Annotated in this window: 26 protein-coding genes; 15 read left to right on the top strand and 11 right to left on the bottom strand. The window is 73.0% G+C overall.

Annotated elements, in window-relative coordinates; all coding sequences use genetic code 11:
• The first annotated feature begins 101 nt into the window (after positions 1-101).
• The 3 genes from BJY28_RS09060 to BJY28_RS09050 all read left to right on the top strand — a co-directional run bounded on the left by BJY28_RS09060 (position 102) and on the right by BJY28_RS09050 (position 1,425).
• Positions 102-764 (top strand): TetR/AcrR family transcriptional regulator, encoded by a 663-nt coding sequence (locus tag BJY28_RS09060; RefSeq protein WP_179462719.1) that lies wholly within the window; start codon positions 102-104, stop codon positions 762-764.
• A gap of 46 nt (positions 765-810) precedes the next feature.
• Complete coding sequence (locus tag BJY28_RS09055; RefSeq protein WP_179462718.1) at positions 811-1,029, top strand: DUF3107 family protein; 219 nt, start codon at positions 811-813, stop codon at positions 1,027-1,029.
• 126 nt (positions 1,030-1,155) lie between these two features.
• Complete coding sequence (locus tag BJY28_RS09050) at positions 1,156-1,425, top strand: GlsB/YeaQ/YmgE family stress response membrane protein (RefSeq protein ID WP_179462717.1); 270 nt, start codon at positions 1,156-1,158, stop codon at positions 1,423-1,425.
• 180 nt (positions 1,426-1,605) lie between these two features.
• Here the strand turns inward: BJY28_RS09050 and BJY28_RS09045 are convergent, their stop codons facing one another.
• The gene (locus BJY28_RS09045; protein WP_179462716.1) at positions 1,606-2,310 is read right to left on the bottom strand and encodes a ferritin-like fold-containing protein; all 705 of its coding nucleotides are present in this window, start codon (positions 2,308-2,310) and stop codon (positions 1,606-1,608) included.
• 196 nt (positions 2,311-2,506) lie between these two features.
• On the opposite strand from BJY28_RS09045, the gene BJY28_RS09040 reads away from it, so the two are divergent.
• From BJY28_RS09040 to BJY28_RS09030, 3 genes are all read left to right on the top strand, one after another.
• On the top strand, positions 2,507-4,105 hold the full coding sequence (locus BJY28_RS09040; protein ID WP_179462715.1) for a DEAD/DEAH box helicase: 1,599 nt from the start codon (positions 2,507-2,509) through the stop codon (positions 4,103-4,105).
• A 368-nt stretch (positions 4,106-4,473) separates the two neighbouring features.
• Entirely contained in the window at positions 4,474-5,058 is a 585-nt protein-coding gene (locus BJY28_RS09035; protein WP_179462714.1) for a ClpP family protease, read from the top strand.
• On the top strand, positions 5,055-5,675 hold the full coding sequence (locus tag BJY28_RS09030) for a ClpP family protease (protein ID WP_179462713.1): 621 nt from the start codon (positions 5,055-5,057) through the stop codon (positions 5,673-5,675). Before BJY28_RS09035 ends, BJY28_RS09030 begins: the two co-directional genes overlap by 4 nt.
• A 13-nt stretch (positions 5,676-5,688) precedes the next feature.
• Here the strand turns inward: BJY28_RS09030 and BJY28_RS09025 are convergent, their stop codons facing one another.
• The 4 genes from BJY28_RS09025 to BJY28_RS09010 all read right to left on the bottom strand — a co-directional run bounded on the left by BJY28_RS09025 (position 5,689) and on the right by BJY28_RS09010 (position 9,839).
• Complete coding sequence (locus tag BJY28_RS09025) at positions 5,689-6,057, bottom strand: helix-turn-helix domain-containing protein (protein WP_179462712.1); 369 nt, start codon at positions 6,055-6,057, stop codon at positions 5,689-5,691.
• A gap of 203 nt (positions 6,058-6,260) precedes the next feature.
• On the bottom strand, positions 6,261-8,138 hold the full coding sequence (locus BJY28_RS09020) for a glycosyltransferase family protein (RefSeq protein ID WP_343037036.1): 1,878 nt from the start codon (positions 8,136-8,138) through the stop codon (positions 6,261-6,263).
• Entirely contained in the window at positions 8,135-8,908 is a 774-nt protein-coding gene (locus BJY28_RS09015; protein ID WP_179462711.1) for an AAA family ATPase, read from the bottom strand. The genes BJY28_RS09020 and BJY28_RS09015 overlap by 4 nt, the downstream gene beginning before the upstream one ends.
• Positions 8,909-8,993: 85 nt before the next feature.
• Positions 8,994-9,839: a PHP domain-containing protein gene (locus BJY28_RS09010; RefSeq protein ID WP_179462710.1), complete on the bottom strand. Its 846-nt coding sequence runs from the start codon at positions 9,837-9,839 to the stop codon at positions 8,994-8,996.
• 42 nt (positions 9,840-9,881) lie between these two features.
• Here BJY28_RS09010 and BJY28_RS09005 point away from each other — a divergent pair, with 42 nt between their 5' ends.
• The gene (locus tag BJY28_RS09005; RefSeq protein ID WP_179462709.1) at positions 9,882-11,372 is read left to right on the top strand and encodes an aminopeptidase P N-terminal domain-containing protein; all 1,491 of its coding nucleotides are present in this window, start codon (positions 9,882-9,884) and stop codon (positions 11,370-11,372) included.
• A gap of 162 nt (positions 11,373-11,534) precedes the next feature.
• Complete coding sequence (locus BJY28_RS09000) at positions 11,535-12,599, top strand: MaoC family dehydratase (protein ID WP_179462708.1); 1,065 nt, start codon at positions 11,535-11,537, stop codon at positions 12,597-12,599.
• 152 nt (positions 12,600-12,751) lie between these two features.
• Here the strand turns inward: BJY28_RS09000 and BJY28_RS08995 are convergent, their stop codons facing one another.
• Entirely contained in the window at positions 12,752-13,915 is a 1,164-nt protein-coding gene (locus tag BJY28_RS08995; RefSeq protein ID WP_179462707.1) for an SLAC1 family transporter, read from the bottom strand.
• 96 nt (positions 13,916-14,011) lie between these two features.
• Here BJY28_RS08995 and BJY28_RS08990 point away from each other — a divergent pair, with 96 nt between their 5' ends.
• The gene (locus tag BJY28_RS08990; RefSeq protein ID WP_179462706.1) at positions 14,012-14,941 is read left to right on the top strand and encodes a LysR family transcriptional regulator; all 930 of its coding nucleotides are present in this window, start codon (positions 14,012-14,014) and stop codon (positions 14,939-14,941) included.
• A 391-nt stretch (positions 14,942-15,332) separates the two neighbouring features.
• On the opposite strand, the gene BJY28_RS08985 is transcribed toward BJY28_RS08990, so the two are convergent.
• Positions 15,333-15,749, bottom strand: coding sequence for a helix-turn-helix domain-containing protein (locus BJY28_RS08985; protein ID WP_179462705.1), 417 nt, complete (start codon positions 15,747-15,749; stop codon positions 15,333-15,335).
• Here BJY28_RS08985 and BJY28_RS08980 point away from each other — a divergent pair.
• The 4 genes from BJY28_RS08980 (at position 15,701) to BJY28_RS08970 (ending at position 18,019) form a co-directional block, all read left to right on the top strand.
• Positions 15,701-16,306 carry a 3-keto-5-aminohexanoate cleavage protein gene (locus BJY28_RS08980; RefSeq protein ID WP_343037035.1) on the top strand — a complete coding sequence of 202 codons (606 nt, stop codon included), beginning with the start codon at positions 15,701-15,703 and terminating at the stop codon, positions 16,304-16,306. The two genes, BJY28_RS08985 and BJY28_RS08980, sit on opposite strands and share 49 nt — an antisense overlap.
• 28 nt (positions 16,307-16,334) lie before the next feature.
• Positions 16,335-16,478, top strand: a complete 144-nt coding sequence (locus BJY28_RS15860; protein WP_218875266.1) for a hypothetical protein — start codon at positions 16,335-16,337, stop codon at positions 16,476-16,478.
• A 129-nt stretch (positions 16,479-16,607) separates the two neighbouring features.
• Positions 16,608-17,498 (top strand): MFS transporter, encoded by an 891-nt coding sequence (locus BJY28_RS08975; protein WP_281367022.1) that lies wholly within the window; start codon positions 16,608-16,610, stop codon positions 17,496-17,498.
• Positions 17,495-18,019, top strand: coding sequence for an RBBP9/YdeN family alpha/beta hydrolase (locus tag BJY28_RS08970; protein WP_179462703.1), 525 nt, complete (start codon positions 17,495-17,497; stop codon positions 18,017-18,019). Before BJY28_RS08975 ends, BJY28_RS08970 begins: the two co-directional genes overlap by 4 nt.
• A 6-nt stretch (positions 18,020-18,025) precedes the next feature.
• Here BJY28_RS08970 and pdxR read toward each other — a convergent pair whose 3' ends face one another.
• Positions 18,026-19,498, bottom strand: a complete 1,473-nt coding sequence (gene pdxR / locus BJY28_RS08965; RefSeq protein WP_179462702.1) for a MocR-like pyridoxine biosynthesis transcription factor PdxR — start codon at positions 19,496-19,498, stop codon at positions 18,026-18,028.
• A gap of 96 nt (positions 19,499-19,594) precedes the next feature.
• On the opposite strand from pdxR, the gene pdxS reads away from it, so the two are divergent.
• Together pdxS and pdxT are read left to right on the top strand one after the other, a co-directional pair.
• On the top strand, positions 19,595-20,554 hold the full coding sequence (gene pdxS / locus BJY28_RS15855; protein WP_218875262.1) for a pyridoxal 5'-phosphate synthase lyase subunit PdxS: 960 nt from the start codon (positions 19,595-19,597) through the stop codon (positions 20,552-20,554).
• Positions 20,551-21,165: a pyridoxal 5'-phosphate synthase glutaminase subunit PdxT gene (gene pdxT / locus BJY28_RS15850; RefSeq protein ID WP_343037034.1), complete on the top strand. Its 615-nt coding sequence runs from the start codon at positions 20,551-20,553 to the stop codon at positions 21,163-21,165. The genes pdxS and pdxT overlap by 4 nt, the downstream gene beginning before the upstream one ends.
• 105 nt (positions 21,166-21,270) lie before the next feature.
• Here the strand turns inward: pdxT and BJY28_RS08955 are convergent, their stop codons facing one another.
• The 3 genes from BJY28_RS08955 to BJY28_RS08945 all read right to left on the bottom strand — a co-directional run bounded on the left by BJY28_RS08955 (position 21,271) and on the right by BJY28_RS08945 (position 23,954).
• Complete coding sequence (locus BJY28_RS08955; RefSeq protein ID WP_179462701.1) at positions 21,271-22,005, bottom strand: PIG-L family deacetylase; 735 nt, start codon at positions 22,003-22,005, stop codon at positions 21,271-21,273.
• 108 nt (positions 22,006-22,113) lie between these two features.
• Entirely contained in the window at positions 22,114-22,740 is a 627-nt protein-coding gene (locus BJY28_RS08950; protein WP_246313381.1) for a YflT domain-containing protein, read from the bottom strand.
• A gap of 11 nt (positions 22,741-22,751) precedes the next feature.
• Positions 22,752-23,954 (bottom strand): acyl-CoA dehydrogenase family protein, encoded by a 1,203-nt coding sequence (locus BJY28_RS08945; protein ID WP_179462700.1) that lies wholly within the window; start codon positions 23,952-23,954, stop codon positions 22,752-22,754.
• Positions 23,955-24,061: the final 107 nt, after the last annotated feature.

Raw genomic sequence — 24,061 nt, 5'->3', positions numbered from 1 at the left:
CCCATCACCCGGGACCGACAACCACCGGGGCCAACCCCGCCAGGACCGCGGCGGTACCCGTCGGTAGGATGCGTGACCCGGACCACAGTCGGGAGATACGCATGACTGCCCCCACCCCGCGCGTGCAGCGGATGCCTCGCGCCCAGCGCCGAGCGCAGCTGCTCGGCGCGGCCCTGACCGTCTTCGTGGACAAGGGCTACCACGCCACCGCCATGGAGGACATCGCCGAGGAGGCGGGCGTCTCCAAACCGGTGCTCTACCAGCACTTCCCGGGCAAGCTGGAGCTCTACACGGCGCTGCTGGACGAGCAGTGCGACCGGCTCGAGGCGCTCGTGCTGGAGGCGCTGGAGACCCCCGGGACCCACAAGGAGCGGGTCTACGCGACGATCCGGGCCTTCTTCCGCTTCGTCGGCGACGAGGGCTTCGCCTTCCGGCTGGTCTTCGAGTCCGACCTGACCAACGACCCGGGGGTGCGCCACCGCCTGGACGCGCTGGAGGCGCAGGTCGCCGACGGGATCGCCGCCCGGATCGCCCAGGACACCGGGCTGCCGGCCGAGCTGGCCACCCTGCTCGGGGTGGGCCTGGCCGGGATGTCCCAGGTCTCGGCCCGCGCCTGGCTGAGCCACCCCGGGGGCATGGACCTCGAGACGGCCGCGCTGGCCGCGGGACGGCTGGCCTGGCGCGGGATCGGCTCCTTCCCGCCCAAGGAGTCCCCGGACGCGATCACGGCGACCACCGCCGACGAGGCCGTCGGCGGCGCCTGACACGATGGCTGCGAAGCCGTAGCCACCCCAGCGAGAGGAGACCACCGTGGAGGTCAAGATCGGCGTGCAGAACGTCGCCCGCGAGATCGTCATCGACGCCGCCGGCGAGCAGAGCGAGATCGAGGCAGCCATCCAGAGCGCGCTCGAGGGCGGGCACCTGGTGCTGACCGACGAGCGCGGTCGTCGGGTGAGCGTCCCGGCCGGCGCCCTGGGCTACATCGAGGTCGGCGAGCCGAGCCGCGGCCGGGTGGGTTTCGGCGCCTGAGCCGACACGCCGTCTGTGCAGGTCAGACGGGGTGCGAAGGGTGGTTGAGCGCTAGGTTGTCCGGCGCAGCCCGGGTGGTCCGGGCCGCGCCCGGACGACAGTCCGGGCGGATGAAAGGAGACGATCGTGATCACAACCGTCCTCGGCGCGATCATCGGCGGCGCGATCATCGGCGCCCTGGCGCGGCTGGTGCTGCCCGGCAAGCAGAGCATCTCGGTGCTCGTCACCATCATCCTCGGCATCCTCGGCTCGCTCGTCGGCTCCTGGCTGGTCTACCAGCTCGGCTACGACAACGAGAACGGCGGCTTCGAGATCATCCCGTTCTTCGCGGGGGTCGCGGTCGCCGCGCTGCTCATCGTCGCCTACGGCTCGCTGATCGGTCGCAAGCAGACCTGAGGCGCACCGCACCCTGGCGCGGCACCGCCCCCACCAGCACCGCCGACGGGGTCGGCCGCGATACCTCGCGGCCGACCCCGTCGTCGTGCGCGCAGTCGTCCTGCGCGCAGTCGTCGTGATCCGCTCGTCGCGCTCCGGTCGGTACGCCGCCCCGTCGTGGTGACCCCGTCGCGCGCCGCGTCAGGCGTGCAGGCCCAGCCGCCCCATCCGCCGCTGGTGGGCGTCGGTGAGCCGCTCCATGATCTGGGCCATCTCGGCCAGGTCCGCGCCCGGGCGGTCGTGGCTCAGCCCCAGCACAAGCTCGGCCAGGGCCTCGCGCTGGCCGGCGACGACCTGCCCCTGGGTCAGCGCCTCGCCGACCAGCCGGCGGCCCCACAGCGCCAGCGGCCCGGCCAGCCGTCGGTTCGCCCGGATCCGGCTGCGCACCGCCTCGACGATGACCTCGGTGTCGGTGTCCTTGGCCGCCGCCCGCTCGATGATCGCCCGGCTCTCCGGGTCGACGTAGCGCGCGATCTCGAGGAAGAAGTCGTTGGCGATGCCGTCCCCGATGTAGGCCTTGACCAACCCCTCGACGAGGTCGCGCGGTCGGGTGCGCCGGTGGAAGGCGTCGAAGGCCTCCCGGAAGGGGTCCATCGCCGCGTTCGGCTCGCCGCCGAGCTGCTCGATGTGCGCCACCAGCGCCTCGTGGTTGTGGAACTCGGTGACCGCCATCCCGGCCAGCGCGCGCTTCAGCCCGAGGTCGTCGGAGAGCTCGCTGTCTGCGGCCAGCCGGGTGAAGCCGGCGATGGCGCCGTAGGAGATGGCCCCGAGGAGCTCGATCACCCCTTCCCGTTCCCGGTCGCCGAGGTCCGCGGCGGGTGCGCTGGTCGGGGCGTCGTCGTCCATGTCGCGGAGCCTATCGGCCGACCCGGTAGGATGCTGGTGACATCCGGTGCCCGGTCGGCACGTGAGTGAACCCGGACGAGACGTCCGGCGCGGTCCGCCTCCTTCGTCAGGCAGGACCACGGCAGATCCCCGATCGGCCCGTCCACGACGGTGGCCGCCCCGCGGCCGCCCACGGCTGATCGAGAGACCACGACCCATGACCGAGCACGGCACCACGCTGCCCGAGACCGACCCCGCGACCCTGCCGGAGGGCGAGGACGCCCCGCAGGCCGACGTCACCGACGCCGTCGCCACCGACGCACCCGAGGCGCCCACCCCGACCTTCGCCGACTTCGACGTCGACCCCGACATCGTCGCCGCGCTGGCCGACGCCGGCATCGTCCACCCCTTCCCCATCCAGGCGATGACCCTGCCGGTCGCGCTCGGCGGGCACGACATCATCGGCCAGGCCAAGACCGGCACCGGCAAGACCCTGGGCTTCGGCGTGCCGATGCTCAACCGGGTCGAGATCGACAGCGACGACCGGCGCCCGCAGGCCCTGGCCGTCGCCCCCACCCGCGAGCTCGCGGTGCAGGTGGCCAGCGACCTGGAACGTGCCGGCAAGCGCCGCGGCATCAAGGTGCTCACCGTCTACGGTGGCCGCGCCTACGAGCCGCAGATCGAGGCGCTGACCAAGGGCGTGCACGTCGTCGTCGGCACCCCGGGGCGGCTCATCGACCTCGCCCAGCAGGGTCACCTGGACCTCTCCGCGGCCAAGACCGTCGTGCTCGACGAGGCCGACGAGATGCTCGACCTCGGCTTCCTGCCGGACGTCGAGAAGCTCATGGCGATGACCCCCGCCAGCCGGCACACCATGCTCTTCTCGGCGACCATGCCGGGGGCGATCGTCGCCCTGGCCCGCCGCTACATGAGCCAGCCGACGCACATCCGCGCGATGAGCGAGGACGGCGACTCGCGCCAGACCGTCAAGGCCATCGAGCAGTTCGTCTACCGGGCGCACGCGATGGACAAGGTCGAGCTGCTGGCGCGGGTGCTGCAGGCCAAGGACCGTGGGCTGACGATCATCTTCAGCCGCACCAAGCGCACCGCGGCGAAGGTGGCCGACGAGCTCGCCGACCGCGGCTTCGCCGCTGCCTCGATCCACGGCGACCTCGGCCAGGGCGCCCGTGAGCAGGCGCTGCGCGCCTTCCGCAACGGCAAGGTCGACATCCTCGTGGCCACCGACGTCGCCGCCCGGGGCATCGACGTCAACGACGTCACCCACGTCATCAACTACCAGTGCCCGGACGACGACAAGACCTACGTGCACCGGATCGGGCGCACCGGTCGCGCCGGCAACACCGGCATCGCGATCACCCTCGTCGACTGGGACGACCTGACGAAGTGGGCGGTCATCAACAAGGCCCTCGACCTCGGCATCCCGGAGCCGCAGGAGACCTACTCCTCCAGCCCGCACCTCTACGCCGACCTCGAGATCCCCGAGGGCGCCAAGGGCCGGCTGCCCAAGAGCCAGCGCACCCGCGCCGGTCTGGACGCCGAGGAGGTCGAGGACCTCGGGGAGACCGGCAAGTCCAGCGGGCGCCGCTCCGGCGGTGACCGCGGTGGTCGCGACCGCGGTGGTCGCGGTCGCGGCGGCAACCGTGGCGGGGGCCGCAGCGGTGGCGGTGGCCAGCGCCAGGGCGAGCGCTCCTCCGGCGGGTCCGACGGTGACGGCGGCGGCGACCGGCCGCGTCGGCGCCGCAACCGCAACCGGCGCCGCACCCGCGGCGGCCAGTCCGCCCCCTCCACCGACTGACACGCGCAGCTGCCCGGGCAAATCACCACCAGTCCCGCAACAACCCGGGCAAATCACCACCAGTCCCGCAACTGCCCGGGCAAATCACCACCAGCCGCGCAACTGCCCGGGCAAATCACCACCAGTCCCGCAACTGCCCGGGCAAATCACCACCAGTCCCGCAACTGCCCGGGCAAATCACCACCAGCCGCGCAACTGCCCGGGCAAAATCACCACCAGCCGCGCAACTGCCCGGGCACGTGACAGGCCGGAGGCGAAGGGGACGATCAGTCCCCTTCGCCCCCTGACGGCGACCTGCTGCCCTGGGCGGATCTGCCGGCAGCCTCGTCCCCTTCCGCCATGGCCGCGGACCGGCGCACGGTGGCGCCATGACCACGACACCGCTGCACCCGTCCCTCGACAGCCGCATCCAGGACGAGCTCTTCTTCCGCCGCATCGTCGTCCTCGACGGCGAGCTCGACGACTCCGGCGGCACCCGTCTCATCAGCCAGCTCTGGGTGCTCGCCCAGCAGGACAGCCGCAAGGACGTCCAGCTGTGGATCAGCTCCCCCGGCGGCTCGGTTCCGGCGATGATGGCGATCGCGGACACGATGGACGCGCTGCCGTGCCGCGTCTCGACGCTGGCGATGGGGATGGCCGCGAGCGCGGGCCAGTTCCTCCTCACCGCCGGTGAGCCCGGCCTGCGCTACGCCCTTCCGCACAGCCGGGTGCTGCTGCACCAGGGGTCGGCCGGCTTCGGCGGGTCGGCCGCCGACATCGAGCTGCAGGCGGAGGACCTGCGCGCGCTCATCGACGAGGTCATGCGGATCACGGCCACCCGGACCGGTCAGCCCTTCGAGCGGGTCTTCGAGGATGCCAAACGGGACCGCTGGTTCTCGGCGGAGGCCGCCCGCGAGTACGGCTTCCTCGACCACGTCGTCAGCGACTTCGGCCAGATCGGGGCGGCGGCATGAGCGGCAGCTATCTCATCCCGAACGTCGTCGCCCGGGACAGCCGCGGCGAGCGGGTTCTCGACCTCTTCACCCACCTGCTCGGCGAGCGGATCGTCTACGTGGGCACTCCGGTCGACGAGGGCGTCGCCAACGCGATCATCGGCCAGCTGCTGCATCTCGAGGCCACCGACCCGGACCGGCCGATCGACCTCTACCTCAACTCCCCCGGAGGTGCGATGAACGCGACGCTCGCCGTCTACGACACGATGCAGCTGCTGCGCGCCCCGGTGGCGACGACCTGCGTCGGCGAGGCCAGCGGCAGCGCTGTCGCCCTGCTCGCCGGAGGGGCGCGTGGGCGGCGGACGATCCTGCCGCACTCCCGGGTGATGCTGCAGCAGCCGAAGGGGGGCAGCCGGGGCGCGATCCCCGATCTCGTCGTCGAGGCCGACGAGATCCTCCGGCTGCGCCGGGAGATGGAGCAGGTGCTCGCCCGGCACACCGGTCGGACCCCCGAGCAGGTGCGGGCAGACTCCGACCGCGACCACGTCCTCGACGCGCCGGCAGCGCTGGCCTACGGGTTGGTCGACGAGATCGTGGAGCCGCGAGGCGATGAGGGGCCGGGCGGCCCGGGCGACTGACCGGGCGTGTCCCTCAGCCGGCGAGTGCCAGCACGGACGCCCGCGTGCGATCCGGCCGCTCTGGCCGGTCGGTCCGGTCGGACCCGTCGGACCCGTCGGACCGGAGGCTCGTCACGCTCGCCAGGCGCGAGGTCGTGGTCGGGCCGGTGGCGGAAGCGGACTCGTCGGCGGCACGCCGGACGAGGTCGAGCGTGGTCAGCCCGAGCGCCTCGGCGACCGCCTCGACCATCTCTGAGGACGGCTCCTTGCGGCCGCGTTCGATCTCGGAGAGGTACTGCGGGGAGATCCCGGCGGTCTCGGCGACGTCGACGAGCCGCTCGCCCCGCTCCCGCCGGGTTCCGCGGATCGCGTCGCCGAGCATCTGCCGCCACAGCTTCGTCATGGTCCGACGCTACGCCGCCCTGCTCTCGTGGTCGCACCGTTCTGCTCTCGGCAGAGCGCTCTCCCCCTTCATCCATACCGAAGGCGGGCCCACACCGGCCGGCGAGAACCTCTCGAAAACCTGAGAAGCCTTCCCCGGTAACCGGCGCTTTATCGGGTAACCCGATAAAGCGGGGACAGGTGGGAGATCGGGGCGGGTGGGGCTCAGACGGTGACGTGGGCGGTGGGGTCGCCGTAGAAGAGCAGCTGCGAGGAGCGGCTGAGCAGCTCCAGGTCGCCGATCCCCCAGGTGTGCCCCTCGGTGCTCGCCGCCCGCCGCGAGACGTACTCGAAGCGGTCGGCCGAGTAGACCCGACCCCCGGCCTCGTGCACGGCCTCGAGGAAGGTGGTGTCCACCGCCCGCGGCATGTCCCGGAAGGGGATGTCGGCGAGCGTGTCCCGCGCGGTCATGATCGTCCCGCCCTGGACCAGCCGGGTGTAGCGGTGCTCGGCGTGGGCGAAGCGCAGCACGGTCGCGTCGGTCGCGGCGAGGTGCACGTGGTGGGCCCACTTCCCGACCACGGCGGCGTCGGTGTAGTCGAAGGCGCGCACCAGGTCCTGCAGGTAGCCCGGGCCGTAGTAGTTGTCGTCGTCCATCTTCGTCACGTACCGCCCGGAGGCCGCCGCGACGCCGAGGTTCATGCAGGCGCCGAGGGTCAGCCCGCCCTCGGCCGGCACGACCGTCACCGCCTCCAGCCCGTGCTCGTCGCGCCACCGCTCGACCAGCCCCGCGGGCGCCTCGAAGCCGTGCGTGACCAGCACGAGCTCACGGTCGGTGTGCCGCTGCCGGGCGAGGTTGGCCGCGACCCGCTCCAGCTCGTGCGGGCGCATCGTCGCCACGACCGCGGAGAGCGACCGGTCCGGCTCGCGCGCGGCCACGCCGGTGCTCGCCAGCACGGTGTCGACCCGGTGCCGGTAGAGGTGCTCATCGAAGACCCGCCGGTGCGCCCGCAGCGCCAGCCGGTCGCGGTAGGCGTCCTGCTCCAGCAGCACCTTGAGGTCCCGGCGGGCGGCCTCGGGCTCGGTGGCGACGGTGATCGTGTCGCCGAAGAAGGGCTCGATCGAGGCGGCCGGCCCGGAGAGGATGGCCGTCTGCGCGGCGGACAGCTCGAAGAGCCGGCGCGCGCCCATCGTCGGGCTCTCCGTCACGGAGTTGACGTTGAGGAAGACCTTGTAGGCGGTGTAGGCCGACAGCATCTGCTCGTACGGCAGCGAGCCGACGATCCGCCGGGCGAAGCGTGCCGGGAAGCGGTAGCGCGGGTCGTCACCCTGCTGCCGAGACCAGATCTCCAGGTCGTGCTCCAGCGCCGCGCCGAGCAGGACGTCCATCTGCTCGCGCCGCTCCGGGTGCTTGTCGGCGAAGTAGGTGCCGGCGAAGGCGACCTCACGGACCCGGCCCGGGCCGCGCTGGACCGGGTTGTGGATCCGCGGCTGCGCGGCGAAGGGGAGCAGCCCCACCTTCTCGTGCCCGAGGTCGGCGACGTAGGTGGGGATCTTGTCGGCATCGACGGTGAAGACCTGGTCGAAGAGCCGCGCCGTCTCGATGAAGCGGTCGTAGTTCGGCGGGTCCTCCTTGTTCCAGAAGACCGTGGGGATGCCCTGCTCGCGGCACCACGCGACGAGCTCCACCAGCTCGGCGCTGGGACCGCGCTCGGTGGACATCGCCAGCCGCCACGCGCCGCGGTTGCCCTGCCACGCCGACTCGACGAAGAGCAGCGCCGGCCGGCGCGCCTCGAGCTCGGCCCGCCACCCGTAGGGGGTGATCAGCACCTGGTCCCACTCGTAGCGGAACGCCATCTCGGAGAAGGGGTCGAGGATCACCGCGACCCGCAGGTCGGGGCGCTCCACCGGCCCGTCCGGGATCTCGGCAGCAGGCAGCGCGACGGTGGTGCGCACCCCGTGCCGCCAGGCGGTGACCTTCTTGCGGGCCCGGCGCACCGCGGTGCGGCCCATCTCCTTGCGCGCGGCCGGGTCCCCCTCGGTGCGCTGCCAGGCCCGTCGGGCCCGGGTGACCTGGCGGGCGAGCTCGTCCCGCGGGTTCACAGGGCCGCGAGGATGCTGTCGGTGACCTCGCGGTAGGCCTCGGCGCCCTTGCTCCGGCGCGCGGTGTCCAGCACGGACCGCCCCACGGCAGGAGCCTCGGCGAAGCGCACCGTGCGCGGGATCGGCGGGCTGAGCACCGGGAGCTTGTAGCGGGTGCCGAGGTCCTCGAGCACCTCGCGGGAGTGGTTCGAGCGCCCGTCGTACATCGTCGGCAGGATCCCGATGATCTTGAGTTTCTTGTTGAGCAGCCGCTTGACGTCCTTGACCGTGTCCAGCAGCTGGCCGACGCCGCGGTGGCTGAGCATCTCCGCCTGCATCGGGATGACCAGCCCGGTGGCGGCGGTGAGCGCGGCCAGGGTGAGCACGCCGAGGCTGGGGCTGCAGTCGAGGATGATGACGTCGTAGTCGGTGCGCACCTCGTCCAGCACGGAGGAGAGCACGTACTCGCGGCCCGGCCGGGTGAGCAGCTGTGCCTCCGCGCCGGCCAGCTCGATCGTCGAGGGCAGCACGTCGACGTGCTCGTCGACCTCGAGGATGCTCTCGGCGATCTCCGCCTGGCCGAGCACGACCTCGTTGACGGACAGCTCGACAGCGTCGGGGTCGATGCCGAGGCTGAAGGTCAGGCTCGCCTGCGGGTCGAGGTCGACCAGCAGCACCCGCTTGCCCTGCTCGGCGAGCGCGGCGCCGATCGAGGCGACGGAGGTCGTCTTGGCGACGCCACCCTTCTGGTTGGCGACGGCGATGACCGCCGCCTTCTTCGCTCGTGCCACGCGCGGCCTTCCTCCTCGGTCCCCCTGGTCGATGTGCCGGGGCCATCTTGTCAGGTGCGCCGCCGGGCTCGGACCGGCACGCCGGTCAGCCGCGCAGCACGGGGGTCCCGGAGGCCAACGCCTCGATCCGCTCCAGCGACTCCGGGGCCGTGGTGCGCTCGCCGAGCCGGTTGTGCTTGCCGGTGCCGTGGTAGTCGCTGCTGCCGGTGGGGATCAGGTCGAGCTCGGCGGCGAGGTCGGCCGCCCGCGCCACCTCCTGCGCGTCGTGGTCCCGGTGGCGCACCTCGATGCCCAGCAGCCCGGCCTCGGTGAGGTGGCGCACGTCGTCGGGGTCGATGACCCGGCCCCGGGAGGCTGCGAAGGGGTGGGCTAGCACCGGCACCCCGCCGGCGGCCCGGACCAGGCGCACCGCGTCGGAGGTCTCGGTGGCGTGGTGCGGGACGTAGTAGCGGCTGCCGTTGTGCAGCCAGCGGGAGAAGACGTCGTTGCGGTGCTCGGCGTACCCCTTCGTCACCAGCGCGTCGGCGACGTGCGGCCGGCCGGGGGTGCTCCCTTCGGCCATCTCGGCCTCCACGTCCTCCCAGGTGAGGTCGAAGCCGTCGTCGACGAAGCGCTTGACGATCCGGTGCAGCCGGGGCAGCCGGTCGTCCCGGGTGAGCGCCATCTCCGTGGCCAGCGCGGTGTCGTCGGGGTCGAAGAGGTAGGCGAGCAGGTGCACGCTGATCCCGTGGCAGCGGGTGGACAGCTCGGCGCCGCGGACCAGGGTGATGCCGAGCCGGTCGGCGGCGGCCTGCGCCTCGGCCCAGCCCGCGGTGGTGTCGTGGTCGGTGATCGCCAGCGTGCTCACCCCCGCGGCGAGCGCTGCCTCGACGAGCCCGGTCGGGGTGTCGGTGCCGTCGCTGCGGTCGGTGTGGGTGTGCAGGTCGATCACGGCTCAACCCTAGGGCGTCACCGGGGCCCGTACCCTGAAGAGGTGAGCGAGGAGCAGACCCAGGCCGAGAACCGCAGGCGCCCGACGACCCAGGAGTTCCGCGAGTACGTCGCGCAGGACTGGGCGCCGCGCTCCGACGAGCGACCGGTGCGCACCGAAGCCGCCCGCAGGGCCGCGGTCCGCCGGGAGGCCGTCTCGGCCGCCCACCCGGGCGAGCGGCTGGTCATCCCCGCGGGCGGGCTGACGGTGCGCAGCAACGACACCGACTACGTCTTCCGGCCGCACTCCGCCTTCGCCCACCTCACCGGGCTCGGGGCCGACCGGGAGCCGGACGCCGTGCTCGTCATGGAGCCGGTCGACGGGGGCGGGCACGACGCGACCCTGTACTTCCGGCCGATGGCGCCGCGCGACTCCGAGGAGTTCTTCGGCGATCCGCGCTACGGCGAGTTCTGGATCGGTGCCGGGCCGACCGTCGAGGACATCGAGGCCGAGCTCGGGCTGACCGGGGCGCACGTCGACGGGCTCGTCGACGCGGCCGCCAAGGACGCCGGCGAGATCACCGTGCGCGTGGTGCGCGACGCCGACCGCGAGCTCACCGCGCGGCTGGACGCCGCCCGGGTCGCCGGCGGTGCCACCGAGGAGACCCTGGCCGAGACCGACGACGCGCTCGCCCACGAGCTCTCGGTGCTGCGGATGGTCAAGGACGACTGGGAGATCGAGCAGATGCAGGCCGCCGTCGACGCCACGAAGGTGGGCTTCGACGCGGTCATCGCCGACCTGCCCGAGGCCGTCGCCCGGGGTCGCGGCGAGCGGTGGGTCGAAGGGGTCTTCGGGCTGCACGCCCGCCACCAGGGCAACGGGGTCGGCTACGACTCGATCTGCGCCAGCGGCGACCACGCCAACACCCTGCACTGGATCCGCAACACCGGTGACGTGCGCGAGGGCGACCTGCTGCTGCTGGACGCCGGGGTCGAGCTCGACTCGCTCTTCACCGCCGACATCACCCGCACGCTGCCCGTCTCGGGGCGCTTCACCGACACCCAGCGCGAGATCTACGAGGCGGTGCGCGAGGCCCAGGCCGCCGGGATCGCCGCGGTCAAGCCGGGCAACAGGTTCTCCGACGTGCACGCCGCCGCCATCCGGGTCATCGCCGAGCACCTGCACGCCTGGGGGTACCTGCCCGACGGGGTCAGCGTCGAGGACACCCTGGACACCGAGCACGGGCAGTACCACCGGCGGTGGATGGTGCACGGCACGAGCCACCACCTCGGCATCGACGTGCACGACTGCGCGCTGGCCACCCGCGAGGAGTACATGGACGCGGTGCTCGAGCCGGGCATGGTGCTCACCGTCGAGCCGGGGCTGTACTTCAAGGCCGACGACCTCAAGGTGCCCGAGCACGTCCGCGGCATCGGCGTGCGCATCGAGGACGACGTCGTCGTCACCGAGGACGGCTGCCGCAACCTCTCGGCGGGCTTCCCGACGACGGCCGACGAGGTGGAGGCATGGATCGCCGAGGTCCAGGCCGGCTGACTCCCCCTTCGCCCACCCGGGCCTGAGCACCTGCGGCGCCCCCTACGACGCGGGCTACCACGCAGTAAGTGTCGTGATCACAACACTTCCTGCGTGGTAGCCGGGTCGTCGTGGGTGGGATGATGGCGCGGACCCGCACCCCACCGAGAGGCCGACGCGCGCATGCCCAGCAAGACCTTCCCCGGCAACTACTTCGAGGACTTCGCGGTCGGCCAGGAGATCGTCCACGCCACGCCGCGCACGGTCACCGAGGGCGACATCGCGCTCTACACCGCTCTCTACGGCAGCCGCTTCGCGATGACCTCGGCGGCCACCTTCGCCGGGTCGATGGGGCTGGAGCGGATGCCGGTGGACAGCCTGCTCGCCTTCCACCTGGTCTTCGGCAAGACCGTCCCGGACATCTCGCTCAACGCCGTCGCCAACCTCGGCTACGCCGGCGGCGTCTTCGGCGCGCCGCTCTACCCCGGCGACACCGTGACGACGACGAGCACCGTGATCGGCCTGAAGGAGAACAGCAACGGCCGCACCGGCGTCGTGCACGTGCGCTCGGTCGGGGTGAACCAGAAGGGCGAGACCGTCCTGGACTACGTGCGCTGGGTGATGGTGCACAAGCGCGACGCCGCGTTCCCGGCTCCCGAGACCGTGGTGCCCGACCTGCCCGGCGCCGTGGCCGCCGAGGATCTGCACGTCCCCTTCGACCTCACCGGGGTGGACTACGCCGGCGAGCTCACCGCCCTGGCCGGCAGCACCGACCTCTGGGACGACTACGAGGTCGGCGAGCGGATCGACCACGTCGACGGCATGACCATCGAGGAGTCGGACCACATGCTGGCCACCCGGCTCTACCAGAACACCGCCAAGGTGCACTTCAACGCCCTCGCCCAGCGGGAGACGAAGATCGGGCGGCGGCTCATCTACGGCGGCCACGTCATCAGCCTGGCCCGGTCGTTGAGCTTCAACGGGCTCGCCAACGCGCAGGTGGTCGCGGCGATCAACGCCGGCGTGCACGCCAACCCCACCTTCGCCGGCGACACCATCCACGCCTGGTCGGAGGTGCTGGAGCGGATCGAGCTGCCCGGGCGCACCGATGTCGGCGCGCTGCGGCTGCGGACTGTCGCGACGAAGGACCGCACCTGCGAGGACTTCCCCTACAAGGGCGAGGACGGGAAGTACCTGCCCGAGGTCGTGCTCGACCTCGACTACACGGTGCTCATCCCCCGCCGCTGACCTTCCCGGGGGCTCCGGGCGGGTCGCCGCGAGCTCCAGGTGGTCCGCTGTGCTGCAGGTCTCCGACGAGGGCGCGGTGCTGCCCCGAGGATCCGGGGCCGCACCCGGCCGGGTCAGCAGAGGGGCAGCACAGCGGACCAGATCACCGGCGGTTACCGGCGCGCGGCGACCAGCACCCGCACCGTGGCGAGCGCGCAGAAGGTCCCCGTGCCGACCAGGGCCAGGGTGAGGGCCACCCCGAGCGCCACGAGCGCGGCGCTCCCCGCACCGGCACCGAGCGCGCCGGCGCCCAGCGCCAGCGTGCCGAGGGGGAAGGTGAGCGCCCACCAGCCGGGCGAGAAGGGCATGCCCTGGGCCAGTCCGGACACCGTCCGCCGCACCGCCCAGAGCACCAGCGGCATGCCGACGAGGAGGACCACGGCGCCGTAGCCGACGGCCAGCCCCCGCAGCAGCTCGGCCACGTCCGGGCTCGACCACCGGCCGGTCTCCGGGGCGATCCCCTGCGCCGCCGCCGTCGACTGACCGACGATCCCGAGCGGGATCCACGCCGAGACGCTCGCTGCCAGCGGCAGCGGTACCCGCCGGTGGTGCCGGTAGGCGGCGGCGAAGATCCACCCGCCGACCACGAGGGAGAGCACGAAGCAGGCGGCGCTGACCACCAGCACCGCGAGCGCAACGCCCGAGGTGGTCAGCGCGGCCGCGAGCGCGGCCCCGGTGGTCGCCGAGACCATCGGCGGCACCACCGGCAGACCCCAGGTGAAGGTGGGCGCCCCCGGCTCCCGCGGCACCCGCCGGGCGAAGGCGAGCGTGGTCACCAGCCCCAGCAGCGTCCCCGCGACCCACAGGGCGGCGGCGAGCGTGACGGCCAGACCGGTGGGTGCCCCGAGGCTCGGTAGCGTCGCCAGAGTGGCGCCGCCGATGCTCAGCACACCCATCGCGACGAGGCCCCAGGCAGTGGCGTCGGCCACCGCGGCGACGCTCTGCCGCAGGCTCGTCCGGCCGGCGCGGAGCCGGACGAGGTAGCCCAGGGCCAGCCCGAGCAGCAGCAGCCAGCCCAGGCCCAGCAGCACCGGGGCACCGATCGCGCTGAGCGCACCGAGCTCGGCACGCTGCAGCAGCGACGAGAGGATGCCGGTACCCATGACCGCGCCGAACCACGGCGGTCCGACCGGCGGCACCACGGGCGCTGCCGCGCCTCGACCGGCCCGTGCAGCGCCAGCAGCTCCACGGCGGACGATCCCGGAGCCGGCACGGGCGGCTCCGGCCACCTCCACGTGCTGGGCCACCGTGCTCTCGCCCTCGGAGATCGTCGTCATGTCCTCACCTTCTCGAGCCACGGCCTGAGGCGGAAACCTGGCCTGGGACTGTCAGGTCACAACCAGAGGTTGTGGCACGGGCGTAGGCTGAGCAGCATGGACGCTGCTGCCCGTCAGCCCCTCGAGCTGGCCCATGTCCCCGACCTCGACGGCCTGCTCGCCCTGGTGCTCGTGGCCGAGTCCGGCAGCATGTCTGCGGCCGCGACCCGGCTGGGGATCAGTCAGCAGGCGGTCAGCGCCCGGGTGCGCACCGCCGAAGGGGTCCTCGGCGTCGCCGTCTTCCAGCGCTCCACGCAAGGGGTGCGGCTGACCCCGTCCGGTCAGGTCGTCGTCACCTGGGCGCACGACGTGCTGCGCGCGGCGAGCACGCTGAGCACGGGTGTCGCCGGGCTGCGCCCGGCGACCCGCACCACCACCCGGGTCGCGGCGAGCAACACCGTCTCGGAGTGCCTGCTGCCGGCGTGGGCGGCGCAGCTGCGGACCCGGCACCCGCAGGTGCGCGTCCAGGTCCATCCCGGCAACTCCGAGGAGGTGCTCACCCGGGTCGCCGACGGGGAGAGCGACCTCGGCTTCGTCGAGTGCCCGAGCATCCCGCGATCGTTGAGCAGCCGCACCGTCGCCCAGGACGAGCTCGTGGTCGTCGTGGCCCCGGACCACCCGTGGGCCCGGCGCCGGCGGGGCATCACCCGGGCCGAGCTGGCCAGGACCCCGCTGGTGCTGCGCGAGCGCGGCTCCGGCACCCGGCGCACCCTCGAGCTGGGCCTGGAGCAGATGGTCGAGCCGGCCCACGAGGTCACCTCGACCGCGGCGGCGCGCAGCCTGGTCCAGGTGACCGGCTCCCCGGCGGTGCTCTCCTCGCTCGCGGTCGAGGCCGAGCTGGCCGCCGGCAGCCTGCACCGGGTGACGGTCAGCGACCTCCGGCTGCCGAGGCGGCTGCGGGCCGTCTGGCACCCGCGGCAGCGTCCCACGGGTGTGACCGCCGACCTGCTCGCCCTCGCCGCACCCCGCCGCCCCACCTCCGGCTGACCCCGGCCCCGACCAGCCCCTCCCGCCCCCGCCCCCTTCCTGCCCCCCTCCTGCCCAACCGCCTAGGCAGCTGGATCCCCTCAGGTTGCAAGCCGAGCGGATGAGACGAAGGTGAGCACCTGTCAGGGCCGGCCCCGTCTGGGCGAGTGGTCCGCGTGGCAGTCCCGCGGCGTCGTCGTCGGCGGTCGCCGTCAGCGCGGTCGCCACCAGACCCATCGGCGTCAGGCTCTCGCCGTCACGTGGCTGCAGTTTCGTCAGCCAGCAGCACCTCGAGCTGCTGCTGGCTCACGCAGATGCAGCCGGCAGCATTTTCGTAGGGCGCACAGGTGAAGGGCGGATTAGGGCCAGGTGACGGCGAGTCGTCGCCCGTCGAGTCGTCGCCGTCGGGCAGCTACCGGCTCCGCTGCCACGCGCTCGGGCTCACCCCGTACTCCCCCGAGAACCACCGGGAGAAGCTGCTCGGCTCGGTGAAGCCCAGCGCCTCGGCGACCTCGATGAGGCTCTGCCGCCCCTCGATGAGCAACCCCTCGGCCCGGTCCCGCCGCACCTGCGTGACCACCCCGCCGAAGGTCTCCCCCTCCGCGCCCAACCAGCGCTGCAGGGTCCGTCGCTCCACCCCGAGGCTGGCCGCGACCCGCGGCGCCGAGCAGCGCCCCGTCGGCAGCAGCACGGTGACCAGCCGCCGCACCTGCGCCGTGCGCGTGGTCTCCTCCGCCGAGGCGAGCGAGGCGAGCAAGCGCTGCGCGTAGGCCCGCTGCTGTGGGTCGTCGTCGGCCGCCACCGCATCGAGGTCGTCGCCGCGCAGCACCACCGCGTCCTCGCTCGCACACGTGGGTCGCCATCGGTGGCGGCTTCGACGGCCCGAGCCCGTACAACATGATGGAGTTCATCCGGCGCGTGCCGGACGGCGCCAGCCTCACCCTGGAGTCGATCCAGCGCAACGTGCTGCCGATCAACGCGATGGCGACCGCGATGGGTCTGCACACCTGCTGCGGCAACGAGGACGAGGACACCCTGTGGGGCAAGAAGGGCGAGCACGCCACGTCGGTGCAGCAGATCGAGCAGATCGTCCGGCTGGCCGGCGAGCTCGGCCGCGAGGTGGCCACCGCGAAGGAGGCACGTGAGCTGTACCAGATCGGCACGTACTACGACGACGTCGACGACGCCCTGCGCTACCTGGGCCTGCCGCCGAACCGCCTGCCCGGCCAGCGCGGCTTCCTCATGCACGAGCGTCCGGTGATCCGCACCGCCACCCCGGCCACCACCGAGGGCGCCGGCAGCGACGCCAGCGCCGACGCGGGCACCACGGACGCCGGCACCCCGGACGCGGGCACCAGCACCGAGCAGGCGCCGGCGCTCGCCTGACGGCGAGCGTCGCGACGAGCGAGGGACGATGGCGTCCATCGCGATGGCCAGGCCCCGTCCCGACCGGGACGGGGCCTCCGGCCCGGCACCCTGGTTCAAGTGGGCGGTCTTCGCCCTCACCTTCGGTCTGCTGCTCTCGGACTACATGTCCCGGCGATCTTCCCGCTCCTGAAGGAGGAGTGGGCGCTGTTCGATACCCGCCTGGCGACCCTGAACAGCGTCGTCAGCCTCAGCGTGGCGATCCTCGCGGTCCCGCTGTCGATCGTCGGCGACCGGCTCGGCCGGGCCCGCCGGCGCGTTCCTGGCCGGCGCCTCGGTCGGCTCGGTGCTCGGGGTGATGATCGGTGGCGCGGTGGCCGACGCCTTCGGCTGGCGGGCCGCCTTCATCGCCTTCGGCCTCGCCGGGATCGTGCTCACCGCCTTCTACGCGCTGGCGATCACCGACAAGCGGCTGGCCCGCAACGCCGACCCCGAGCAGGAGCGGATGTCGGCGGCCGAGTCCGGCGACGTCAAGGGCCGCTTCATCACCCTGGTCTCGACGCCCTCGGTGATCGCCGCCTACCTGGCCAGCGGCCTGCAGCTGCTCGTCGTGGGCGCGCTCTACGCCTGGCTGCCGAGCTTCTTCGTGCGCGAGTACGAGGTGTCGACGACCGCGGCCGGTGCCTTCGCCGGGCTGGTCGTGCTCGTCGTGGCGATCGGCATGGTGCTCAACGGCGCGATCACCGACCGGATCAGCGAGAAGGTGCCGATCCGCACCTGGGAGGCATCGATCGCCTTCTGCCTGCTCTCGATGGTCTTCCTGCTCGTCGGCTTCCGGCTGCCGAACGGGCCGGCGCAGGTCGGGGTGCTCTGCCTGGGAGCGTTCTTCTGCGCGGCGATCACCGGACCCGCCGGAGCGATGGTGGCCAACCTGACGCCGTCGTCGATCCGGGCCACCGCCTTCGCCACGCTGTCGATGGCCAACAACCTGCTCGGTCTGGCCGCCGGCCCGATGGTCGTCGGGGCGCTGGCCGACCGGATGGGCCTGGGGCCCGCGCTGGGCCTGGCGCCGCTGATCTCCGTGGTGGTCATCGGGCTGCTGCTGTGGGGCCGGTCGCGCTACACCGTGAGCCTGGCGAAGGTGGGCGCCCCCGTGGCGCCGTCGACGGACCCGGCCGTGGCCGGTCCGGCAGGGCCGGGGTGGGCGCGATGAGCACCGAGATCGTCCTCGTCCCGGGCCTGCGCGGCTCGGCGCCGGACCACTGGCAGGAGCGGATGGCGGCGACCACCGGCGCCACCCACCTGCCGGTGGGGCGCGACCCGCTCGACCTCGACGGTCGGGTCGGCGATCTCGACGCGGTGGTCTCCTCGGCCTCCGGGCCGGTGCTGCTGGTGGCGCACAGCGCCGGGGTGCTCACCCTGCTGCACTGGGCTGCCCGGGCCTCGGCCGAGCAGGGACGGCGGGTCGTCGCCGGGCTGCTGGTCACGCCGCCGACGTTGCGTGCCGAGCTGCCGCCGGTCTACCCCCGCCTGTCGCAGATGCGCGAGGCCGGGTGGCTGCCGGTGCCCTCGGGCCGGCTGCCCTTCGCCAGCACGGTGCTGGTCAGCGAGGACGACGCCCTCGTCCCGGCAGGCCACGTCGGGCACGCCAACCCGGCGTCGGGCTTCGGGGCGTGGCCCTTCGTCGAGGAGGTCGTCGAGGACCTGCTGGGGGTGAGCCGGCCGCGGGTCTGAGCCTCGTCACGAGCCGGTGAGCGCCTCGCGGAGCAGGTCGAGACCCTCCGCGAGGCGCTCCGCGCCGAGGCCGACGACCAGGCCGTGCTGCGGCAGGTCTGCGGGCGGCGTCGATGGCGGCCCGGGGGCCGCGACCTCACCGGCCCAGTAGCCGGCCATGCCGGCGACGAGCACGCCATACTCCGCCGCCGCGGCGACGAGCGTGCGCTCCCGCTCGGCATCGGCGTCGACGAGCTCGACGACACCGTGCAGACCGCCGGCCATCGGACGCACCCGTACCCCGGTCAGGCCGTCGAGGGCTGAGACCGCGAGGTCGCGCCGCGTCCGGTAGCGGCGCCGCATCCGCGCGGTGTGCCGACGCAGCGCGCCGGCGTCGAGGTAGTGGGTCAGCGCGTCCTGCACGGTCGCGGCGACCGGGCTGCCCAGCGCCTCGCGCAGCATGACGAGCTCGGCGCGCAGGTCGGGCGGCAGCAGGGCGTGACCGGCACCCAGGCCCGGGGCGAGCACCGTGGCGAAGGAGCCGAGCGTCACGACGTGGCGGCCGTGGCCGTAGGCGCGTCGGTCGAGCGCGGCCAGAGCCGGCACCGGCTCTCCGGTGAAGCGCAGCTCGCCGTCGTAGTCGTCCTCGACGACGAGCACCTCGTGCTCCCCCGCCCAGGCGAGCAGGTCCAGGCGCCGGGCGACCGGCATCGCGCCGCCGAGGGGGTACTGGTGGCTGGGGGTGACCAGCACGAGGTCGGGGGTGGCACCCCGGGCGAGCGCCTCGACGAGGAGCCCGTCGGCGTCGACCGGGACCGGGCGCACCTCGTGACCGAGGATGGCCGGGACCCGTCGCAGCGCCGGGTAGCCGGGATCCTCCACCGCGACCACCAGCGGGCGGCCGGCCCGCCGTGCGAGCGCCGTCAGGACCAGCTGCCAGCCGTCCCGGACCCCGGCCGTGACGATCAGGTCATCCGGCTCGGCGAGCGTCCCTCGGGCCAGGCGCAGGTGCTCGGCGAGCGCGGTCCGCAGCCGGAGCGAACCGGCCGGCTCGTGTCGCCTGCCCACGCCTGCGCTGGCCGCGCGCCAGGCCGCCCGCCAGTCGCCGCCGACCACCGCGGAGACGTCCGGCTGGCCGGGGCGAAGGTCGACGAGACCGGTGCCCGCACCTGCCTCCGCCGACGGCCCAGGTCCGGTCGTCCGCCGGGTGGGCCGGGGACCGGGCACCGGGTGCCGGGCCAGGTCGGGGTCGACGCGGGTGGCCCCGCGGTCGGCCAGGAGCCACCCTTCGCCGTGGAGCTGGTCGAAGGCGGCGACGACGGTCCCCCGGGAGACCACGAGCCGGGCGGCCAGGGTGCGCGTCGACGGCAGCGGGTCGCCCGGCCGGAGCACGCCGGACTCCACCGCGCGCCGCAGACCGGCGGCGATCTGCCGCGGCAGCGCCACCTCGCTCGTCCGGTCGAGGACGAGCGGCACGTCGATGTCGTGAGGGTGACGCACGTCGGGGAGGCTACGCCACACCACTCATAGTGGTCTACTCGGATGTGCTGGATCTGGACCTTCCGATGGACCAGTCTCCGGGCGCAGACTCGGCCCATGACCGACACGCTCACCGGCTCCGCCGCCCCGACCTCCGCTCCCACCACCCCCGCCGCAGGCACCACCCCGGCCACCGGCACCCCGCTGGTCAAGCGCGGCCTCGCCGAGATGCTCAAGGGCGGCGTCATCATGGACGTCGTCACCGCCGAGCAGGCCCGGATCGCCGAGGACTCCGGCGCCGTCGCCGTCATGGCGCTGGAGCGGGTGCCGGCCGACATCCGCGCCCAGGGCGGGGTAGCCAGGATGTCCGACCCCGACCTCGTGCAGGGCATCGTCGACGCGGTCTCCATCCCGGTGATGGCCAAGGCCCGGATCGGGCACACCGTCGAGGCGCAGATCCTGCAGCACCTCGGCGTCGACTACATCGACGAGTCCGAGGTGCTCTCCCCGGCCGACTACACCCACCACATCGACAAGCGCGGCTTCGACGTCCCCTTCGTCTGCGGGGCAACGAACCTGGGCGAGGCGCTGCGCCGGATCGGCGAGGGCGCCTCGATGATCCGCAGCAAGGGCGAGGCAGGCACCGGCGACGTCTCCGAGGCGGTGCGGCACATCCGCACGATCCGCACCGAGATCGCCGAGCTGCAGGCGCTGCACGCCACCAGCCCGGACGCGCTCTTCCACCGCGCCAAGGAGCTGGCCGCGCCGACCGAACTGGTGCTGGAGGTCGCGCGCACCGGCGAGCTGCCGGTGGTGATGTTCACCGCCGGTGGCGTGGCCACCCCCGCCGACGCGGCGATGCTCATGCAGATGGGCGCCGAAGGGGTCTTCGTCGGCAGCGGCATCTTCCTCTCCGGCGACCCGGCGGCCCGGGCCGCCGCGATCGTGCGGGCGACCACCTTCCACGACGACGTCGCCGCGGTCGCCGAGGCGTCACGGGGCCTGGGCGAGGCGATGGTCGGGATCAGCGTGGCCGACCTGCCCGCGCCCCACCGGCTGGCCGAGCGCGGCTGGTGACCACCGTCGGGGTGCTCGCCCTCCAGGGCGGGGTCGCCGAGCACGAACGGCTCCTCACCGGGCTGGGGGTGACCTCGCGCCGGGTCCGCCGGCCCGCCGACCTCGACGGGCTGGACGCGCTGGTGATCCCCGGCGGCGAGTCCTCGGTGCTCGACCGGCTGCTCGACGTGGCCGGGCTGCGCTCGGCGCTGCACGAGGCGGTTGCCGGCGGCCTGCCGACCCTGAGCACCTGCGCAGGGCTGGTGCTGCTGGCCGCGCGGGTGGCGAACCCGGCACCCGGCCAGCGCAGCCTCGGGCTGCTCGACGTGACCGTGCGCCGCAACGCCTTCGGGCGGCAGGTCGACTCGGTGGAGACCACGGCCACCTGGGAGGCCGGCCCCGACGGCCCGACCCGGCTGCGCGCGGCCGCGATCCGGGCGCCCGAGGTGGTCCAGACCGGGCCCGGTGTCGAGATCGTCGCGACGATGGCGGTCGACCGGCAGGACCGGGTGGTCGGCGTGCGCCAGGGCCAGCTGCTCGGCCTGGCGCTGCACCCCGAGCTGACCGGCGACCCCACGGCCCACCGCTCCCTCCTCGCGATGACCGCCGCTCCCCGAGCCTTTATCGGGTAACCCGATAATGTCCCGTTCGCCGGGGAAGGCTTCTCCCGCATCCGAGCGCTTCTCCCCCGTCGGCGTCCCGACGCGCGGCGCCTGCTGTCCAGACGCCCGACGCTCTCAGCGCTCGACGACCTCCAGGGCGAGCGCGTGGCTGACCTCGGGGTCGGCGACGCGCTGAGCCCCGCCGCCGAGGATGGCCTCCAGCAGCTCCCGCGGCGCCGGGAAGTCCGCGGGCAGCGCGGCGTTGTAGACCCGGTGTTCCTCGAGCGACTCGACCGCCGCGTCGAGATGGCCGGTGACGTCCACGTAGTGCCCGCTCTGCGGAGAGGCGGCGAAGGCGAGCAGGGAGACGTGCCACGGCTCCAGCCCGTCGGCGGCCAGCTCGGGGTGGATCCACCGGTTGCCGGCGTCGGCGACCGCGTCCAGCGTCGCCAGCCCGACCGCGCGGTGGTCGGCCTGGTTGAGGCCACCCCCGTCGAAGGTCTCGTGCCGGCACAGGGTGACCACGAGGTCAGGCCGGTGCCGACGGATCGCGGCGGCGATGTCCCGACGAAGGGGGACGCCGTGCTCGATCACCCCGTCGGTCCAGTCACCGAACTCGACCGTGTCCACGCCGACGACCGCCGCGCTGGCCCGCTCCTCGTCGGCGCGGGCGGGGGCGGCGTCGACCGGGTCCAGGCCATCGATCCCTGCCTCGCCGCGGGTCAGCAGGTAGTAGGCCACCCGCTTGCCCGCGGCGGTCCAGCGGGAGACCGCTGCCGCGGTGCCGTACTCGATGTCGTCGGGGTGGGCGACCACGCAGAGCACGGAGTCGAACCGGTCCTCGTCCAGGGGCTGCAGCGCCTCGCTCACGGCCCTCAGCCTAGGTGGCCGGGCCGCAGATCAGGCGTCATCGGCCGCCAAGGAGATCACGCCTGACCCGCCGCCCGGCGGTCCAGACCTGATCAGCCGCGCCGCGGATCAGGCGCGGTCGGCCGGCGGCGGACCCGCCTGACCCGCCTGACCCGCCGAACCCGGCTGCCCCGCCTGACCCGAGCGGGCCGCCTGCTCGGCCGCCCGCTCCTGCATCCGTCGGGCCCGGTCCTGGGCGGCGCGCATCGGGTCCAGCTCGGCCAGCAGCTCGCGGCCGCGCTCGATGTGCTTGTGCTCGACGAGCACCTCGTACTTCGTCGCGACGACCTGGGCGATCGAGGAGAAGTCGCGCTGACCACCGGTCGCCCGGTAGCCGATCCAGGCCCACACCAGGCCGAAGACGGCGCCGATGGCGACGGTGGACAGCAGCCGCGCCCACAGCGACTCGCCCCCTTCGAACATCGCGAAGATCAGCCCGACGAAGACCCCGATCCAGATGCCGGACAGCAGCCCGCCGGCGAGCACCCGGCCGGTGGTGATCCGGCCGGTGACCCGCTCGACCTGACGCAGGTCGGTCCCGACGATCATGACGTCGCGCACCGGGAACTCGTGGTCGGCGAGGTAGTCGACCGCCTTCTGCGCCTCGCCGTACTCGTCGTAGACCCCGAGGGACATCGGGTAGTTGAGCGTCAGCAGCCCGCTGGCGGCCAGCCCTCCGGCCGGCGGTTGGTTCATCGACATCGTGCTCAGCCCTTCAGCTGGTAGTCCTTGAGGATGGAGCGGCCGATGATCATCTTCTGGATCTCGGCGGTGCCCTCACCGATGAGCAGCATCGGCGCCTCGCGGTAGAGACGCTCGATCTCGTACTCCTTGGAGTAGCCGAAGCCGCCGTGGATCCGGAAGCTCTGGTTCACCACGTCGGCGCAGTACTCGGCCGCCATGTACTTGGCGATCCCGGCCTCGAGGTCGTTGCGCTCGCCCTTGTCCTTGAGGCGGGCCGCCTTGACCATCAGCTGGTGGGCGGCCTCGACCTTGCTGGCCATGTCGGCGATGCGGAAGAGGATCGCCTGGTGGTCGACGATCTTCTTGCCGAAGGTCTCCCGCTGCTGGGAGTAGGCCACGCCCAGCTCGAAGGCGCGCATCGACAGGCCGCAGGCGCGGGCGGCGACGTTGACCCGGCCGACCTCGACGCCGTCCATCATCTGGTAGAAGCCCTTGCCCGGCTCCCCGCCGAGGATCTTGTCCGAGGTGGTGCGGTGCCCGTCGAGGATGAGCTCGGTGGTGTCGACCCCCTTGTAGCCCATCTTCTCGATCTTGCCCGGCACCGAGACGCCCTGCGCGGTCTCGCCGAAGCCGGACTCCTTGTCGATGAGGAAGGTCGTCATGTTCTTGTGCGCGCCGTCGGCACCGAGGTCGGTCTTGACGAGCACGGCGACGAGGTTGGCGCTGGCGCCGTTGGTCAGCCACATCTTCTGGCCGTTGATGGTCCAGTCGTCGCTGTCCCCGTCGCGGACCGCCTTGGTCTTGATCCCGGCGACGTCGGAGCCCAGGCCCGGCTCGGACATCGAGAAGGCGCCACGGATGTCGCCGGTAGCCATCTTCGGCAGGTAGTGCTGCTTCTGCTCCTCGGTGCCGTGCTTGAGGATCATGTAGGCGACGATGAAGTGGGTGTTGATGATCCCGGAGACCGGCATCCAGCCGCGGGAGATCTCCTCCACGCACAGCGCGTAGGTCAGCAGCGACTCGCCGAGCCCGCCGAACTCCTCGGGGATCATCAGCCCGAAGATCCCCATCTCCTTCATCTGGTCGACGATCTTCTGCGGGTATTCGTCGGCGTGCTCGAGCTCCTGGGCGACCGGGATGATCTGCTCGTCGACGAACTCCCGCACCAGCTTGAGCAGCTCGCTCTGCTCCTCGGTCAGGCCGTCGGTCGTCTGGAGTCGGGACATGCGGTTGATCGCCACCTCGGGTCGATGAAGGGTGTGTGCCGCTCAGTATCGCAACCGGTCGGCCGCCACCGCCACGTGGTGGTCGGTGGCGTCAGACACGCCCGCAG

Origin of the sequence: Janibacter alkaliphilus, from assembly GCF_013408565.1 — a bacterium.
In the GTDB taxonomy this organism is placed as follows: domain Bacteria; phylum Actinomycetota; class Actinomycetes; order Actinomycetales; family Dermatophilaceae; genus Janibacter; species Janibacter alkaliphilus.
This window is presented reverse-complemented; position numbering and strand designations above follow the sequence as displayed.